Origin of the sequence: Bradyrhizobium sp. USDA 4538 (assembly GCF_024171045.1) — a bacterium.
Lineage (GTDB): Bacteria > Pseudomonadota > Alphaproteobacteria > Rhizobiales > Xanthobacteraceae > Bradyrhizobium > Bradyrhizobium australafricanum.
In genome coordinates this window covers 6583265-6599591 of sequence record NZ_JALJZE010000001.1, presented here as the reverse complement: position 1 = coordinate 6599591, position 16327 = coordinate 6583265, and the positions used below count along the sequence as shown (strand labels likewise).

Annotated in this window: 10 protein-coding genes; 3 read left to right on the top strand and 7 right to left on the bottom strand. The window is 67.0% G+C overall.

Translation table 11 applies throughout. The features are described 5' to 3' along the window. The first annotated feature begins 282 nt into the window (after positions 1–282). Positions 283–6303, top strand: coding sequence for a negative regulator of septation ring formation (locus tag J2R78_RS29910; RefSeq protein ID WP_253607845.1), 6021 nt, complete (start codon positions 283–285; stop codon positions 6301–6303). A 294-nt stretch (positions 6304–6597) separates the two neighbouring features. On the opposite strand, the gene J2R78_RS29905 is transcribed toward J2R78_RS29910, so the two are convergent. The 3 genes from J2R78_RS29905 to J2R78_RS29895 form a co-directional block, all read right to left on the bottom strand. Beyond that, positions 6598–7464, bottom strand: coding sequence for an MlaD family protein (locus tag J2R78_RS29905; RefSeq protein ID WP_018272595.1), 867 nt, complete (start codon positions 7462–7464; stop codon positions 6598–6600). A 119-nt stretch (positions 7465–7583) separates the two neighbouring features. Then, positions 7584–8354, bottom strand: coding sequence for an ABC transporter ATP-binding protein (locus J2R78_RS29900; protein ID WP_253607844.1), 771 nt, complete (start codon positions 8352–8354; stop codon positions 7584–7586). A gap of 2 nt (positions 8355–8356) precedes the next feature. Next, the gene (locus J2R78_RS29895; RefSeq protein ID WP_253607843.1) at positions 8357–9490 is read right to left on the bottom strand and encodes an ABC transporter permease; all 1134 of its coding nucleotides are present in this window, start codon (positions 9488–9490) and stop codon (positions 8357–8359) included. A 141-nt stretch (positions 9491–9631) separates the two neighbouring features. Here J2R78_RS29895 and dgcA point away from each other — a divergent pair, with 141 nt between their 5' ends. Next, the gene (gene dgcA / locus J2R78_RS29890) at positions 9632–10633 is read left to right on the top strand and encodes an N-acetyl-D-Glu racemase DgcA (protein ID WP_253607842.1); all 1002 of its coding nucleotides are present in this window, start codon (positions 9632–9634) and stop codon (positions 10631–10633) included. On the opposite strand, the gene J2R78_RS29885 is transcribed toward dgcA, so the two are convergent. After that, positions 10630–11802 carry an MFS transporter gene (locus tag J2R78_RS29885; RefSeq protein WP_253607841.1) on the bottom strand — a complete coding sequence of 391 codons (1173 nt, stop codon included), beginning with the start codon at positions 11800–11802 and terminating at the stop codon, positions 10630–10632. The genes dgcA and J2R78_RS29885 overlap by 4 nt on opposite strands. Before the next feature lie 75 nt (positions 11803–11877). Between J2R78_RS29885 and J2R78_RS29880 the strand changes: the two genes are divergently transcribed. Then, positions 11878–13188, top strand: a complete 1311-nt coding sequence (locus tag J2R78_RS29880; protein WP_253607840.1) for a hypothetical protein — start codon at positions 11878–11880, stop codon at positions 13186–13188. A 139-nt stretch (positions 13189–13327) separates the two neighbouring features. Here J2R78_RS29880 and J2R78_RS29875 read toward each other — a convergent pair whose 3' ends face one another. The 3 genes from J2R78_RS29875 to J2R78_RS29865 are packed head-to-tail and all read right to left on the bottom strand — an operon-like array spanning position 13328 to position 16274. Continuing rightward, positions 13328–14317, bottom strand: coding sequence for a threonine/serine dehydratase (locus J2R78_RS29875; protein ID WP_253607839.1), 990 nt, complete (start codon positions 14315–14317; stop codon positions 13328–13330). Positions 14318–14373: 56 nt separating this feature from the next. Next, positions 14374–15465: a glycosyltransferase family 1 protein gene (locus J2R78_RS29870; protein WP_253607838.1), complete on the bottom strand. Its 1092-nt coding sequence runs from the start codon at positions 15463–15465 to the stop codon at positions 14374–14376. Beyond that, complete coding sequence (locus J2R78_RS29865) at positions 15462–16274, bottom strand: UDP-2,3-diacylglucosamine diphosphatase (protein ID WP_026193024.1); 813 nt, start codon at positions 16272–16274, stop codon at positions 15462–15464. Before J2R78_RS29865 ends, J2R78_RS29870 begins: the two co-directional genes overlap by 4 nt. Between the last annotated feature and the right edge of the window lie 53 nt (positions 16275–16327).

Genomic DNA, 16327 nt, shown 5'->3' with positions numbered 1-16327 from the left:
CCGCCCGATTCTGGACAATTTCCGGACACAATCGGTGCTCCAGAGCGGGAATTTCGAGTGCCCATAAGGCCTTATGGCGCAAAGCTGTTAACGATGATTAAGAAAGTATTAATCGCAAGCATTTCATTCGCATCGCTCTCCCAATAGGATGTTTGCGGATGTAGCGGACAAGCCGCCGAGGGGGCCGGCTTGCGCTCCGCTTGTGGGCACCGGCTTCGAGCTTGCGTGGGGACGATCGCAGGCTCGCCGACGCGTAAAATAGTGAGAGGGCTCAGACTGAACATGGCGAACACTCCCAAGAAGGTCAAAGATCCCACCGAAGTCGCGCTTTCTGCCATCCAGGAAGCCCTCAACATCAGCGAACAGGGCGCGGAGAATCGCAGCCCCCTCAACGAAGGCGCCGCGCCGCCGAACCTGCCGCCCGCTGCCGATTTTTCAGCCGCATCGTTCGAGTCCCGTCCGAATAATACCGATCGTTCGGCGTTCGAGCCGATCGAAGAACCGCGCGCGCCGCGCCGCGCCGCCAATGATGATCGCGAAACCATCGGCCAGATGCTGCAGACGCTGCAGGGAGGACGCGCGCGCAACGCCTTCACGCTGTTCTTTGTCTGCTCCGGCGCCTGGCTGCTGGGCGGCGTCATCCTCACCATCGCGTTCTGGCCGGCCCTGCAGGCCTCGATGGCCCAGGGCACCGGCGTCCTGGTGCTCGCCGGCCTTGCCGCGCTGTTCGCCGTGCCGATCCTGCTGTTCTACTATCTCGCAAGCCTCGCCGCGCACGGTCAGCGCATGCAGATGATCGCGCAATCGATGGCGCAGGTCGCGATGCGATTCTCCGAGCCGGAAAACGCCGCTGCGGATTCCATGGTGACGGTCGGCCAAGCGATCCGTCGCGAGGTCGCGGCGATGGGCGACGGCGTCGAGCGCGCGATCGCGCGCGCCGGCGAGCTCGAGACCCTCGTCGCCAACGAGGTCGCGGCGCTGGAACGCGCTTATTCCGACAACGAGGTGCGCATCCGCGCACTGCTGCAGGACATCGCCCACCAGCGCGACAACCTGGTCGGCCAGGCCGAGCAGGTGCGCAGCGCAATCTCCGGCGTGCAGATCGACCTGCGCCACGACATCGCGCTGATCTCGGACGCGATCGCCTCGCGCGTCGACGAGGTCGCCAAGAGCATCACCGGCGCGCTGGAAGAGCGCGGCCAGCACATCACGACCGCGCTGAGCCATGCCGGCGACAACATGATCCTCGCGCTCGGCGAGCGCGGCGGCGACCTGCTCGACCGTCTCGAGGAAGCCAGCGCCGAGACCACGCGCGCGGTCATGGACGCCTCCGAACGGCTGACCACCAGCCTCAACTTCAAGACCGGCCATGTCCATGACGAGTTCGTCGATCTGGCCGATCGAGTTCACGAGTTGCTGAACGAGCGCATCGACCGCATCACCGGCGAGTTCGAGCAGCGCTCGTCCGTCATCGTCGACGGCATCTCCGATCGCACCGAAGAGGTCCACGACTCCCTGAAGAACTCTGCAGACTCGCTGCTGCTCGAGCTCGAGCTGCGCAGCAACGACCTCGTCAGCAAGATCGACGACGCCGGCAACCGCCTCGCCGGCCAGATCCTGACGTCGGGCGACAAGGCAAGCGAGGCGCTCGACGTCACCGTCAATTCGCTGGTCGCCAAGGTGGTGGGCCAGACCGAGACCGCGCACGACTCGCTGTCGCTGCAGATGAGCGCGTTCGACGACCTGGTGAAGAACCACGGCAGCGAGCTCGCCGAGAAATTCGCCCGCGACTCCGGCACGCTCGGCGCGCTGATCACCCGCCACATCTCGGAATTCGACCGCACAGTGAAGACCTTCGGCGGCGACATCGTCGAACGCATGGGCCAGCGGACCCAGCACATCGCCGACAGCCTGAAGACCTATGTCGACACTTTCGACCACCGTGTCACCAGCAACAGCGGCGAGATCACCGCCTCGCTCGACCAGCGCCTGCTGCAGTTCGAGACCACGCTCGGCAGCCGCGTCACCAATCTCGACGCCTCGCTGACCGACAAGCTGTCGTCGTTCGACAGTTCGCTCGCCAGCAAGATCGGCTCGTTCGATGGCCGTCTGCAATCGCTCGATGACGCGATCGACGGCCGCATGAAGTCCCTCGAGGTCACCTTCGAGAGCCGCGCCAAGTCGGTCACCGAGACCATCGACGGCCATCTCGGCACGCTCGCGACCCAGCTGACCGACGGCGCCTCCCAGGCGATCCAGTCGATCGACTCGCGGCTTGGCCTGCTCACCACCACCCTGACCGAAGGCACCGTGCAGGCGATCGCCGCGGTCGACCATCGCATCAACGGCGTCACCGAGACCATCGACGGCCACAGCGTCCGCCTGGTCGACACCCTCAACGGCCACAGCACTCGCCTCGCCGACACCATCAATGGTCACAGCGCGAACCTGACCGACACCATCTCGGCGCGCTTCGCTGACATCCAGCAGGGCATCGAGAGCCGCGTCGGCGTCATCGCCGGCGACATCGACACCCGCGTCGCGCAGTTCGAGGACCTGCTGGGCTCCCGCGTCGAGGCCGTTGCCGGCCGCATCGAGAGCAGCGGCCGCCAGGCGAGCGAGGACCTGATGTCCCGCGCCGAGCTGTTGTCGTCGAGCATCAAGTCCCATGTCGAGGACGCCGAGCGCTCGCTGACCAACCTCGTGGTCAACACCAGCGAAACCATCCAGACCGGCGCGCGCACCGCGCAGCAGGCGCTGCTCACCGTATCCGCGGACGTCGGCAACCAGCTCAAGCTGAGCTCGGCCGAGGTCGAGAGCGTGCTGACCGCCGTCGGCACCAGCGCCGCCAACTCGATCCTCACCAGTGCCCGCGACGCCCAGGTGTCGCTGGTCTCGGCCTCCGGCGACGTCGCCTCGCAGATCAAGGCGTTGTCCGAGGATGTCGAGCGCACGTTGCAGGCGGCCGGCAGCGCCACCGCAGCCTCCGTGCTGTCCGGCGCCCGCGACGCGCAGACCACGCTGGTCAGCGCCTCGGTCGAGGCTGCAAGCCAGGTCAAGTCGCTGGCCACCGATGTCGAGCAGTCGCTGTCGATGGCCGGCTCTGCCGCCGCCGAGGCGATCATGACCGGCGCCCGCGAGGCCCAGACCACGCTGATCTCGACGTCGACCGACGTCACCGGCCAGGTCAAGTCGCTCGCCAGCGACGTCGAGCGCTCGCTCTCGATGGCCGGCACCGCGACCGCGGAAGCCGTCGTCGCCTCCGCTCGCGAGGCCCAGAGCACGCTTGCCGGTGCATCCACCGAAGCCGCCAACCTGGTCCGCACGCTCGCGGCCGACGTGCAGCACTCGCTCTCGACCGCCGGCTCCGCCACCGCGGAATCCATCGTCGCCTCCGCCCGCGAGGCCCAGAGCACGCTGGCCGGCGCGTCGACCGACGCCACCAATCTGGTCCGAACACTGTCGGCCGACATCGAGCGCTCGCTGTCGATGGCGGGCTCCGCCACCGCGGAAGCCGTCGTCGCTTCCGCCCGCGAGGCCCAGAGCACGCTCGCCGGCGCATCCACCGACGCGACCAACCTGGTCCGAACACTGTCGGCCGACATCGAGCGCTCGCTGTCGATAGCAGGCTCCGCCACCGCGGAAGCCGTCGTCGCCTCCGCCCGCGAGGCCCAGAGCACGCTCGCCGGCGCATCCACCGAGGCCACCGATCTGGTCCGCTCGCTGGCGGCCGATATGGAGCGTTCGCTGTCGATGGCCGGCTCCGCCACCGCGGAATCGATCACGTCAGGCGCGCGTGAGGCCCAGAGCACCCTGGTCAACGCGTCGACCGAGGCTGCGACCAAGGTGTCGGCGCTTGCCGCCGACATCCAGCGTGCACTGTCGATGGCCGGCTCCGGCACCGTCGAGATGCTGACGGCCGGCGCCCGCGAGGCGCAGAACACCCTCGTCACCGCGTCGACGGAAGCAGCCAACCACGTCAAGTCGCTGGCCGTCGATGTCGAGCGCACTCTGACCTCGGTCGGCACCAACACCGCGCAGGCGATCCTCGGCAGCGCCCGCGATGCCCAGAGCTCGTTCGTGGCAACCTCCAGCGAGGCCGCAAGCCAGATCCGGGAGATCTCCGTCGAGATCGAGCGCTCGCTGACCACGGCCAGCGCGGAGACTGCGCAGACCATCCTGGGCAGCGCCCGCGAGGCCCAGAGCTCGTTTGCGGCGACCTCCGCCGATGCCGCCGCCCAGATCCGCACGCTCTCGACCGATATCGAGCGCGCGCTGGGTGCGGTCACGGTCAAGACCACCGACAACATCCAGACCTCGGCGCAGAACGCGCAGGCCGCGCTGATCACCATGTCCAACGAGGTCTCGACCAAGGTCAAGACGACCTCCGCCGACATCGAACGTTCGGTGCTGTCGGCCTCCAGCGCCTTCGGCTCGGCGATGACCGGCAAGACCGACGAGATCGTCACCTATGTGCAGCAGCAGACCGAGCGTCTGTCGCAGATGGTCGACGGCCGCCGCGGCTCGCTGGTTGAGGCGCTGACCGCCAAGACCACGCAGCTGTCGAGCGACATGGATCGCGCCACCGCGGATGCGCTGAAGGCGATCGAAACCCGCGGCCTCGCCTTCTCGCAGTCGATGGCGGCCCATGGCAGCGATGTCGCGCGCAACATCACGTCGGCCGGCGATCAGGCGACCGGCGCGGTGGCGAAGTCGCTCAAGGAGCTCGAGCAGGCCTCGCGCACGGCGATCGACCAGTCGCGCCAGGTCTCGATCTCGGCCGTCACGGAGATGCAGGAGACCAGCAAGATCCTGCGCACCGATACGGTCGCGCTGTTCGAGCGGCTGCGCGAAGGCAACATCCTCTTGCAGGAAGTGTTGACCGGCGCCCACGACAACCTCAACTCGCTGGAGCGCGCGCTGGTGACCCGCGTGGCCGACTTCGTGTCCGCCATGAACGACGTCACCTCGCGCAACGGCGTGGCAACCCAGACGCTGGAAGACCAGCTCACGGTGTTCAACAGCAAGACCGGCAAGGCGCTGGAAGATCTCGGCGCGCTGTCGAGCCAGTTCGAGACCCATGGCAAGGCGCTGATCGATGCGGCTGCCGTGGTCGAGCAGGCCAACCGCTCGACGACGGCCTCCGTGAGCGAGCGCAAGTCGGCGCTGGAAGCGCTGGTCACGACCATCGACCTGCGCACCACCGATCTCGACCAGCGGCTGTCGCGCTTCACCGGGCTGCTCGATGAATCGCTCGGAGCGGCCGAGGAACGCGCCCGCGACATCGCTCGCGTGGTGGCGGAGACCGCAGGCGCCGGTTCGGCTGCGATCAGCAGGCAGTTCGAGGCGGTGCGCCAGGCGGCCGAGAACGAGCGTCAGCAGACCGTCGACGCCATGAACGACCTCTACCAGCAGAGCAACGCCGAGACCGATGCGATGTTCAAGGAATCGACGGAGAAGTTCTCCGCGATGGTCACGGCGATGAAGCAGATGGCGAGCGAGATGCAGAGCGAGCTCGAGGCCACCCGCAACGAGCTGCGCCGCGGCGTGCTCGAGATGCCGCAGGAGGCCGCCGAGAACACCGCGCAGATGCGCAAGGTGATCGTCGACCAGATCGAGGCGCTGGCCGAGCTGAACCGCATCGTCGCTCATCACGGCCGCGGACTCGACGTGGTCTCGACCAACCGCGCCAGCGTTCGCCACGAGGAGCCGGTGGTGGCTGCCGCCGGCGGCCGCGGCGATGTGCGCATGCGGGACAACGGCAACAGCGCCTCGACGCTGCCGCCGCCGGATCTCGGCATGGCGAGCTCGCGCCGCACCGAGGCCCCGCCGGTCAGCCCGGCAGGCTCCAACAACAACGGCGACGGCTGGCTGTCCGACCTGCTCAACCGCAGCGACGCACCGCCGCCGCCTGCCCCGCAGAGCCGCGACGCCCAGCAGCGCCCGCGTCCGCAGCAGCAGCCGGTCAATCCGCTGGAGTCGCTGTCGCTCGACATCGGCCGGCTGATGGACCGCACGCTTGCGGCCGAGATGTGGGATCGCTACCAGCGCGGCGAGAACAAGGCGTTCTCCAAGCGCCTCTACACGCCGGCCGGCCAGAAGGCCTTCGATGAGGTGGCCCGCAAGTACCGCGCCGACCGCGGCTTCAAGCAGACGGTCGACCGCTACATCGCGGAGTTCGAGCGCCTGCTCGACGAAGTCGCCCGCGACGGCCGCGGCCAGCAGGAGCTGAGCAGCCACCTCACCTCGGAGACCGGGCTGGTCTACACCCTGCTCGCGCATGCCGCGGGACGGCTGGGGTAAGCTGGCGAAGTAAGCGAGTAGCGAATAGCAAATGGAAACGGAGGCCGAAGGGCCTCCGTTTTTGTTTGGGGCGACGCCGCAGAGTCTCGCTGTGGCACCGGCGTGCCAGTAACTAACCGCTGTCATTGCGAGGAGCGCAAGCGACGAAGCAATCCATCGCGCCGAGCATGCGGAACGATGGATTGCTTCGCGGAGCCTGTCATCGGGCGCGCGTTCGCGCGACCCGTTGGCTCGCAATGACGGATGCGGCCGACGGCGAACCCTACTCGCTATTCGCCACTCACCATTCTCACGTCATTGCCGCCGCCGCGGCCCCGGTGCGGCCGGAGCCGGCGCGGGCTCGGGTGCGGCATTGTTGCTGCCGCCGAAGATCACCCGGCTCGGGTTGCGGTCGAAATTGTTCACCGCGCGGCTGATGTCGGACAGCGTCCGGCGACCGTCGTTGATCAGGAGATTGGAGCGCTTGTCGAGGTCCTCGGCGAGTTCGCGGATCGACTTCACCATCAGGTTCAGCTCGCTGCCATTGTTGCCGCCCGCGATCGCATTGAGGCCCAGCATCAGGCTGTCGGCCTTGCCCATCACGCCGTCGACCTTGAGCATGACGTTGTCGATCTTCTCGGAATTGCGCGCTAAGGCCTGGGTGAAGACCTCGAGATTCTTCAGCGAATTCTTCACCGACTGCTGATTGTCGGCGACGATGCGGTTGACGTTTTGCAGGGTGGCGCGGATCGCCTCGGTGACGTCCTGCAGCGCATTCGGGTCGGCGGTCAGAACCGGGATGCCGTCCTCGTCCAGCGGCACCGGCGGGGCTGCCTCCTCGCCGCCCTTGAGCGAAATCGCGGCGACGCCGGTGAGGCCCTGGAACTCGAGACCGACCAGGGTGTCCTTGCGGAGCGGTGCGTTGTTCTCGATCATCGCCAGCGCAACCACGCGTCGCGGGTTGTCGAGCTTCACCGAAACCACTTCCCCTATCCGAATACCATTGAAATTGACGTTGCCGCCGTTGCGCAGGCCTGACGCTGGCCCTTCGAAGATCACCCGCAGGGGGCTGCGCTGCTTGGTCGTGTGCAGGCTCTGGAACCACAGCACGAAGCCGAATGCGGCGGCGATCACCGCCAGCGTGAAAGCCCCGATCAAGACGTAGTTCGCCCGCGTTTCCATCAATTGCTCGCGTTAATCACTCTCGGGCCCTCGCGCAGCCGGCTGCGCTCGAGCCCATCGAATTCCCTGTTGGCGCATGATCTCGTCCGAAAGTCGGCATCAGGTTTCGGGATCATGGGCTAGGCCACAACGGAACGGGCGCGCTTGCCGTTGAAATATTGCTGCAGCCATGGATGCTGCGACGCCTTCATGTCGGCGATCGATCCTGCAGCAATGATCTTACCGTTCCCTAAAACGGCGATACGGTCGCACGCGGTGTAAAGACTGTCGAGATCGTGGGTTACCATGAAAACGGTCAGCCCCAAAGTGCGTTGCAGGGTGCGCACCAGCTCGTCAAACTCGCCGGCGCCGATCGGATCGAGACCCGAGGTCGGCTCGTCGAGAAACACGAGCTCGGGATCGAGCGCGAGTGCCCGCGCCAGCGCGACGCGCTTGATCATGCCGCCCGACAATTCCGACGGATAACGATCGGCGACTTCCGGCTTCAGCCCGACCATCACGAGTTTCGCCACCATGATCTCGTCGAGCAGCCGCTGCGAGACGCGCAGATACTCGCGCGCCGGAAACTGGATGTTCTGGCGCACCGTGAGCGAGGAGAACAGCGCGCCCTGCTGGAACAGGATGCCCCAGCGGCGCTCGACGGCGCGGCGCTGCGAGGTGCTCGCGGCGTCGAGATCGACGCCGAACACTTCGATCCGGCCGGCGACTTTCGGCACGAGCCCGATGATGGTGCGCGTCAGCACCGACTTGCCGGCGCCCGAGGGCCCGACGAAGCCGAGGATCTCGCCGCGCCTGACGTCGAGGTTGAGGCCGTCGAGCACCCGCGTGTTGCCGAATTGGACGGTAATGTCGCGGACCCGGATGATGGCGTCGTTGTCCTCTTCCGCCATGATCACATCCCGATCGAGGCGAAGAAGATCGCGAACACGCCGTCCATCACGATCACGAAGAAGATCCCTTTCACCACCGATGCGGTGGTGTGCTGTCCGAGCGACTCCGCCGAACCCTGTACCGCCAGGCCTTCGACGCAGGCGACGATACCGATCACCGCCGCCATGACCGGCGCCTTGACCATGCCGACGATGAAATGGTCGATCGATATGGCATCACGAAGGCGGAGCAGGAAGGCTTCCGGATCGACGCCGCCATAGAGCCAGGCCACCAGGCCGCCGCCATAGAGCGCGGCCATCGCGCCAAGAAAGGCCAGGATCGGCAGCGCCAGCACCAGCGCCAGCATGCGCGGCAGGATCAGAACCTCGATCGGATCGAAGCCCATGGTGCGCAGCGCGTCGATCTCCTCGCGCATCTTCATCGAGCCGAGCTCGGCGGTATAGGCCGAGCCTGAACGGCCCGCGACCATGATCGCGACCAGCAGCACGCCGATCTCGCGCAGCACCAAGACGCCCAGCATGTCGACGACGAAGATGTCGGCGCCGAACCTGCGGAAATGGAAGATGCCCTGCTGCGAGATGATGCAGCCGATCAGGAAGGTGATCAGCACCACGATCGGCACCGCGCGCCAGCATACCTGCTCGAGGTGATGCACCGTCGAGGTCAGGCGGAAGCTGCGCGGATGGATCAGCACCTTCCCGGCGGCCGCCAGCACCGCGCCGAGCATGTCGACGAGGCCGATGATGGTGCTGCCGATCCCGGCCACGGTGCGCCCGATCTGCTCGAGCATGCCTGAGATCGACAGCCGGTCGCTGACGACCCCGGGCGCGGGGCCGACGCGGCGGACCTCGTCGACCAGGCTGGAATAATTGGCCGACAGGCCCGCGATCTCGGCTTCGGCGGTGGCGTCGCTCAGGCTGCGGCGCAGCCGCTCGATCAGCCAGGCGCCGAACGTGTCGAGGCTCGCGACCTGCGACACGTCGATGAAGATGTGCGGCCGGCTGCCGCGCAGCTTCTCCGCGTCGGAGACGATCCGCTCAAGCGCAGGAGCAAAGCGGGCCGTCCAGTTGCCTGCCGCGCACAACGCCAGTCCTTCGCCTTGGGCTATCCGCTCCAGTGTCGGGTCGCCGCTCACCTCTAACCCACCCCTCAAGCCGGCTGGCTGCCGCTAACGCTGATCTCCGGCGCTGCCGGATCGGCTTGTCGAATCTGTCGCTAAACAGCCATAGTTGGTTGCGCGTCGCAAGCTACGGTTCAGGAAATAGTAGACTTTAAAATGACTTCCACCCCTCCCGGAGCGATTTCCCTGACCGGTCGGATCGAGCGCTGGCCGATCGCGGGGACCTTCACGATCAGCCGCGGCACCAAGACCGAGGCTGTCGTCGTGGTGGCCGAGGTGAGCCAGGGCGGCCTCACCGGCCGAGGCGAATGCGTACCCTACCCGCGCTATGGCGAAACGCCCGAGGCGACACTGCAGGCGATCCAGGCCCTACAGGCGCCACTCGCCAATGGCATGGACCGGATCGCCTTGCAGGCCGGGATGGCTGCCGGCGCCGCCCGCAATGCGCTGGATTGCGCGCTGGCGGACCTTGAGGCCAAACGCGCCGGCAAACGGATCTGGAACCTGCTCGGCCGGCCCGCGCCGGAGCCGCGGACCACCGCCTATACGATCTCGCTCGGGACATCAGAGGCGATGGCGGAGGCCACCGCGAAGGCCGCGCATCGTCAGTTGCTCAAGATCAAGCTTGGCGGCGATGGCGACGGCGCACGGATCGCCGCCGTGCGCAAGGCGGCGCCTGGATCCGAGCTGATCGTCGACGCCAACGAAGCCTGGACCGAGGACAACCTCGCCGCCAATCTCGCGGCCTGCGCCGATGCCGGCGTCACCCTGATCGAGCAGCCGCTGCCGGCGGGCAAGGACGAGGCGCTGGCGCGGATCAGGCGGCCGGTTGCGGTCTGCGCCGACGAGAGCGTGCATGACCGCGCCTCGCTCGCCGGCCTGCGCGGCCGCTATGACGCCGTCAACATCAAGCTCGACAAGACCGGCGGATTGACCGAAGCGCTGGCGATGGCGGATGCCGCCCGCGCGCTCGGCTTCGAGATCATGATCGGCTGCATGGTCGCGACCTCGCTCGCGATGGCGCCGGCGATGCTGATCGCGCAAGCCGCGCGCTTCGTCGATCTCGACGGCCCGCTGCTGCTGGCGAAGGACCGCGATCACGGCCTGCGCTACGAGGGCAGCCTGGTCTATCCGCCCGACGCCGCGCTCTGGGGCTAATCGGTAAGACGCTTACGCGCCAGCCACATCACGAGCCCGCCCGTGGCCGCCATCGCGGCCATCATGTCGTAGACGCCGAGCCCGAAGCGCGCATAGACCATGCCGCTGACGATCGCCGTGGTGCTCGCGACAATGCCGCCGCAGGCGGTGAGATAGCCCTGCGCGCGCGCCATCACGTGAACCGGCACGTGATGCACCATCAGGCCCATGATGCCGACCTGGGTCAGGCCGAAGCTCAGTCCATGTCCGAGCTGCACAACTGCAAGCACCGCAAGCGGCGGGTCCTGCGCGGTGATCGCCCAGCGCGCCGCGGCACTGGACGCCGCGATAATCACCAGCACAGCCGACGGCAGCGTGAAGCGCGGCGAGGCCGCAAACAGCACGATCTCGGCGATCACGCCGAGCACCCAGAGACAAGCGATCGTCAGGCCGCTGAAGCCGGCCTGCTGCCAGGCAATCGATGCGAAGATGTAATAGGCGCCGTGGCTGCCCTGGATCAGCGCCGAGGAGACGATGATAGCGAGGAAGGTGGGATTGCGCAGCAGTTTTGGCGCGCTGGCCGCAGGTGTGGCGGCTGCCACCGGGCGGCCCAGCGGCCGCAGCGTCAGCCCGACCAGCGCGCCGAGCACCGTCACGGCCGTGATGATCCAGATCAGGTCGACCTCCGCGACATAGCGAAGCAGGAAGCCGCTCAGCAGCGCGCTGACCGCGAAGGCGGCCGAGCCCCAGAGCCGCAGCGGTCCGTAGCTGAGGCCGAATTGCCTGACGCCGCGCAGTGCATAGGCATCGGTCAGCGGCACCATCGGGGTCCAGACGCAGCAGGTCAGCGCATAGATCGCCAGCAGCACGAACGGCTGATGCTGGGTGCCGATCACGGCAAAGCCGAACGCCGTGGCGAATCCGGTGGCGATGATCGCCCCGCGCAGCATCTGACGCCGCTCCGCCGCTGCGGTGACCAGCGGCAGCACCGTGAAGCGCGTCACCGGCGGCACCGCGGTGATGATGCCGATCCAGGTGGCGTCGATGCCGACCGCCTTCAGCCACACCGTGAAAAACGGCAGGTGAACCCCGGTCATGCCGAACAGCGTGGCATAGAATGCCGCAAGGCTGCGCGCGAATCGCCGCGATGCAACCTTTGCTGCAATGGGGATTTGTGATTCGGAAGACATCAATTCAATTGCGATTCGCGCGATATCGTGGTGATCGTTAGCGTAACGCGTAGTGATTTGCGCGGAGAGATTGTGATGGCCGAGGAAGCATTCGCCCTGTCGCCGATATCCGCCCGCGCGGCCCTGCCGAGCGAGGAGGACTATGCCGCGATCAGCGCGGCCTTCATGGAGACCTCGCGGGGCCGCTGGTTCCTCGGCGAATACGCCAAGCGCAACCGCAATGCCGATACCCGCATGGTGCTCGATGCCGTGGCGCGGATCGAGGAAAGCCTCAGTGCGCAGCGGCAAGCCGCCGCCGCGGCGATCAGGGACGAGCAACTGGCGCAGGCGCTGGCCGCCCTGCGCGGCGCAATCGAAGCTACCCAGGCCTCCGCCATCGCCGCGGTCGACGGCATCAGCTTCGAGCAAAGCCTCGCACCGGTGCGCAAGGGCGTGCGGGTGATCAGGGAGATCTCCTGGCGGCTGCGCGAGATCGGCAATGACGGCCGGATCTGCGACATCATCGATTCGCAGGTCAGCGCGATCGAGGCCGGCGCCGCCGAGGTCTCGATGAACGACGCCAAGGCTGTGCTGGATGCCGCCTTCGCGGCGCTGGCGCGCCGGCTCAGCGAGTTCGATCCGGACAAGGCGGCGACGCCTGCGGCCGAGCCTGACGTGGCCGAGGCGCCGGTTGCGGAGCCGCCGGCAGCGGCCCCCACGCCGCCACCGGTGGCCGAAAGTGCAGGTCCCGATATGCCCGCTACGCCGCCGGTGCCGCCTCAGGAGGCCGCTGCGGCGCCGATCGTCGAAGCCGCGATTCCCGCCGCCGTGCCCGGCACTGAGGCCGCTACGGCCGTGATGCCGCAGCCGAGCGAAGCCTGGATCAAAGCTGAAGCCGCGCTGGCCGAAGCCGAAGCCGCGGAACTCGCCCGCGTCACCGACGAAGCGACGGCCGACGCCCATGACGAGGCGGTGCTCGACCTGATCGCGATGGAGATGGGTGCGCCCGATCCGATCGACGAGGAGGCTATCGCCGAGGAAATGCGTGCCGCCGAGGAGATGCGCGTCGCCGAAGCGATGGACGTCGCTGAGGCGATGGCGGCCGAGCCCGAAATGGTTGCGCCGGCCATTCAGCCCGAGCCTGCACCGGCGCCGAAGGTCGAGGTCAGGGCAGAAGTCAAGATCAAGCCGCCGCCGGTGGCTGTGGCGCCGATTGCCGAAACTCTGGTGATGCCGCCGCCTCTCCGGCCCGCCGTTGAGCCTGCCCCTGCTCCCGCAGCAGAGATCTCACTCGGTTCGACCATCATCGCCAGCGGCCTGCTGAAAAGGCCAAGCGTCGCGGCCAACGATCCACTCGCGCCGATCCGCCGCATGAGCCAGGCTGAGAAGATCGCGTTCTTCTCGTAACCTCGACTGTTCATATCCTGTCATTGCCGGGCTTGACCCGCGCACGACGACTGGCGCGCGAAGCATTCATGTCCCATGGACCTGCGCACGCACGTGAACCAGCTCATGTACCGCGGCAGCATCTGTGCCTAACCCGGTGTCAGGCAACCAGTTTCGCGAACAGGTCGGCGTCGACATTGCCGCCCGACAGCACGATCACGACGTTCTTGCCCTTGGTATCGATCCGCCCGGCAAGCAGCGCCGCGAGCCCGACCGCGCCGCCGGGCTCCACCACGAGCTTGAGCTCGCGGTAGGCGAAGGCGACGGCGGCGCCGACCTCGTCGTCGGAGGCGCTGACGCCATTCGCGAGCAGCTTGCTATTGATGGCGAAGGTCAGTTCGCCCGGCATCATCGCCATCAGCGCATCGCAGATGGTGCGCGGCGCAACCGCATGCGCCTCGCGATGCCCGACCTTGAGCGAAAGGGCATGATCGTCATAGCCCGCGGGCTCGGCGACGATCACCTGGGCTCGCGGATATTTCGCCTTCACCGCGGTCGCAACGCCCGCGATCAATCCGCCACCCGAAGCCGGCGCGACCACGATGTCGGGCGTCAGTCCGAGCGCAGCCATGTCCTCGGCGATCTCGCGGCCGGCGGTGCCCTGGCCCGCGATCACGAAGGGATCGTCGTAGGGGCGCACCAAGGTCGCGCCGCGCTTGCCGGCAATGCCGTTGGCGATCGCCTCGCGGTCGTCGCGATCGCGGTCGTAGAGCACGACTTCGGCGCCATAGGATTTGGTGCGCTCGCGCTTGGTGATCGGCGAGTCCGCGGGCATCACGATGGTCGCCTGCATGTTGAGGATCTTGGCCGCCGCGGCGACGCCCTGGGCGTGGTTGCCCGAGGAGAACGCGACGACGCCGCCGCTCCGCTTGTCCTGCGGGATCGAGGCGAGCTTGTTGAAAGCGCCGCGAAACTTGAACGATCCGGTCCGCTGCAGCATTTCGGGCTTGAGGAAAACCTGGCTGCCGACGCGTTCGTTGAGAACGGGGAAGGTCAGGAGCGGCGTGCGCACCGCGAACGGCGCGACCACCCTCGCGGCGGCATCGATGTCCGCGGCAGCGACGGGTGGATTGAGAACGGTGTCCGTCATTCGCGATTTGTATCGCGGCGCCGGGCTGGCGGGCAAGACGCTTTAGCGTGACCCAACTAGTGCGAGTTTGGCTGAGGTGTCGGCAGGACGGCGAAATGGTGCTCTTCGGCACCAAATTCGAACGCCTCCCCCTCGCCGTCCGGCGGCGCGGGGCGGACGTTCATGCAGCGATCGATGAACACCCGGGCCGACGCCTGCCAGGTGTGGAGCGCGGCAAAGTCGACGCAGGCCTGCCGCGGGATGCTGAGCGCCTCCAGGCAGGCATGGCGCAGATCCTCGTCGAGCACGCCGACCGGCGCCGCGCCGATCACGTCGCGGGGACCGGTGACCGGAAAAGCGGCAACCGGCAGGCCGCTCGCCAATGCTTCAAGCAGCACCAGACCAAACGTATCGGTACGGCTCGGGAAAACGAACACATCGGCCGCGGCGTAGATCTCAGCCAATTCTTCCCCATGACGGGCGCCGAGGAACACAGCGTCCGGATATTTCCGCTCCAGCGCCGCCCGCGCCGGGCCGTCGCCGACCACGACCTTGGTTCCCGGCAGATCGAGATCGAGGAAGGCCTCGAGATTCTTCTCCACCGCCACCCGGCCGACGCTGAGATAGACCGGCTGCGGCAGGCAGAGATCGACGTCGCGCGGATGGAACAGCGCAGTATCGACGCCGCGCGACCACAGCACCACGTTGCGGAAGCCGCGCTGACGCAACTCGGCTGCCAGCGCCGGGGTCGCCGCCATCACCGCCCGGCTCGGCCGGTGGAACCAGCGCAGCGCCCGCCACACCCAGGCTTCCGGGACAGGCGTCCGCGCCGAGACGTATTCGGGGAAGCGAGTATGGAAGCTCGTCGTGAACGGCAGGCCGCGCTTGCGGCAATAGCGGCGCACCGCAAGCCCGATCGGGCCCTCGGTCGCGATATGGATGCTGTCGGGCCTCGCCGCCTCGATCAGACTTGCGACCTTGGCCCGGTAGGGCAGCGCCAGCCGGAGATCGCGATAGCTCGGCATCGCGAAGGTGCGGAACTCGTCCGGCGTCAGGAAGCTCACCTCGACGCCGAGCGATTTCGCCGCCTGTGCCATCATGGTCAGCGTGCGGACAACCCCGTTGACCTGGGGATGCCACGCATCGGTCGCGACCAGGATATGCGTCATGCAGCGCGTGCCGTCACTCGCGGAACCGGCGCGATCCGGCGCACCGGGTCGGTCCAGGTGATGATCTCGAAATGGCCGTCCTCGTGCTCGGCGAGCGCGGTGCAGCTCTCCACCCAGTCGCCGCAATTCATGTAGCGGATGCCGTGCTCATCATGAATCGTCGCGTAGTGGATGTGGCCGCAGATCACGCCGTCGCAGCCGTGGCGCCGCGCCTCGCCGGCAAGCGTCGCCTCGAACGCGCCGATATAATTCACCGCCTTCTTGACCTTCAGCTTGGCCCATTGCGACAGCGACCAGTACGGCACGCCGAACATCTTGCGGAAGAAGTTGACGAAGCGATTCATCTGGATCGCGAAGTCGTAGGCCTTGTCGCCGAGATGGGCGAGCCAGCGCGCGTTCTGCACCACGAGATCGAAAATGTCGCCGTGGATCACGAGGTAGCGCTTGCCGTCGGCGCCGGTGTGAACGGTGTTCTCCACCACGTCGATGCCGCCGAAATGCGTGCCGTAATATTTGCGCAGGAACTCGTCGTGGTTGCCCGGGACGTAGATCACCTTGGCGCCCTTGCGCGCCTTGCGCAGCATCTTCTGCACGAAATCATTATGGGTCTGCGGCCAGTACCAGTTCGACTTCAGCGCCCAGCCGTCGACGATATCACCAACGAGGTAGATCGTGTCGGCATCGTGAGAACGGAGGAAGTCGAGCAGGCGGTCGGCTTGCGAACCGCGGGCTCCGAGATGGACATCGGAGATAAACAAAGTGCGAAAGTGCCGCTCGGGACTTTCTTCACTCAAGGAGTCACTTCCCATGCCTGTGCACCTAACAGATTCCTGTGACAAGGCGATGACGATCCCCGCGACCC

Excerpts from the sequence above, each read along its gene's own strand:
- dgcA (WP_253607842.1), top strand. The coding sequence starts at position 9,632 with ATGACTTCCACCCCTCCCGGAGCGATTTCCCTGACCGGTCGGATCGAG.
- J2R78_RS29905 (WP_018272595.1), bottom strand. The coding sequence starts at position 7,464 with ATGGAAACGCGGGCGAACTACGTCTTGATCGGGGCTTTCACGCTGGCG.
- J2R78_RS29880 (WP_253607840.1), top strand. The coding sequence starts at position 11,878 with ATGGCCGAGGAAGCATTCGCCCTGTCGCCGATATCCGCCCGCGCGGCC.
- J2R78_RS29870 (WP_253607838.1), bottom strand. The coding sequence starts at position 15,465 with ATGACGCATATCCTGGTCGCGACCGATGCGTGGCATCCCCAGGTCAAC.
- J2R78_RS29865 (WP_026193024.1), bottom strand. The coding sequence starts at position 16,274 with ATGGGAAGTGACTCCTTGAGTGAAGAAAGTCCCGAGCGGCACTTTCGC.
- J2R78_RS29885 (WP_253607841.1), bottom strand. The coding sequence starts at position 11,802 with ATGTCTTCCGAATCACAAATCCCCATTGCAGCAAAGGTTGCATCGCGG.
- J2R78_RS29910 (WP_253607845.1), top strand. The coding sequence starts at position 283 with ATGGCGAACACTCCCAAGAAGGTCAAAGATCCCACCGAAGTCGCGCTT.
- J2R78_RS29900 (WP_253607844.1), bottom strand. The coding sequence starts at position 8,354 with ATGGCGGAAGAGGACAACGACGCCATCATCCGGGTCCGCGACATTACC.
- J2R78_RS29875 (WP_253607839.1), bottom strand. The coding sequence starts at position 14,317 with ATGACGGACACCGTTCTCAATCCACCCGTCGCTGCCGCGGACATCGAT.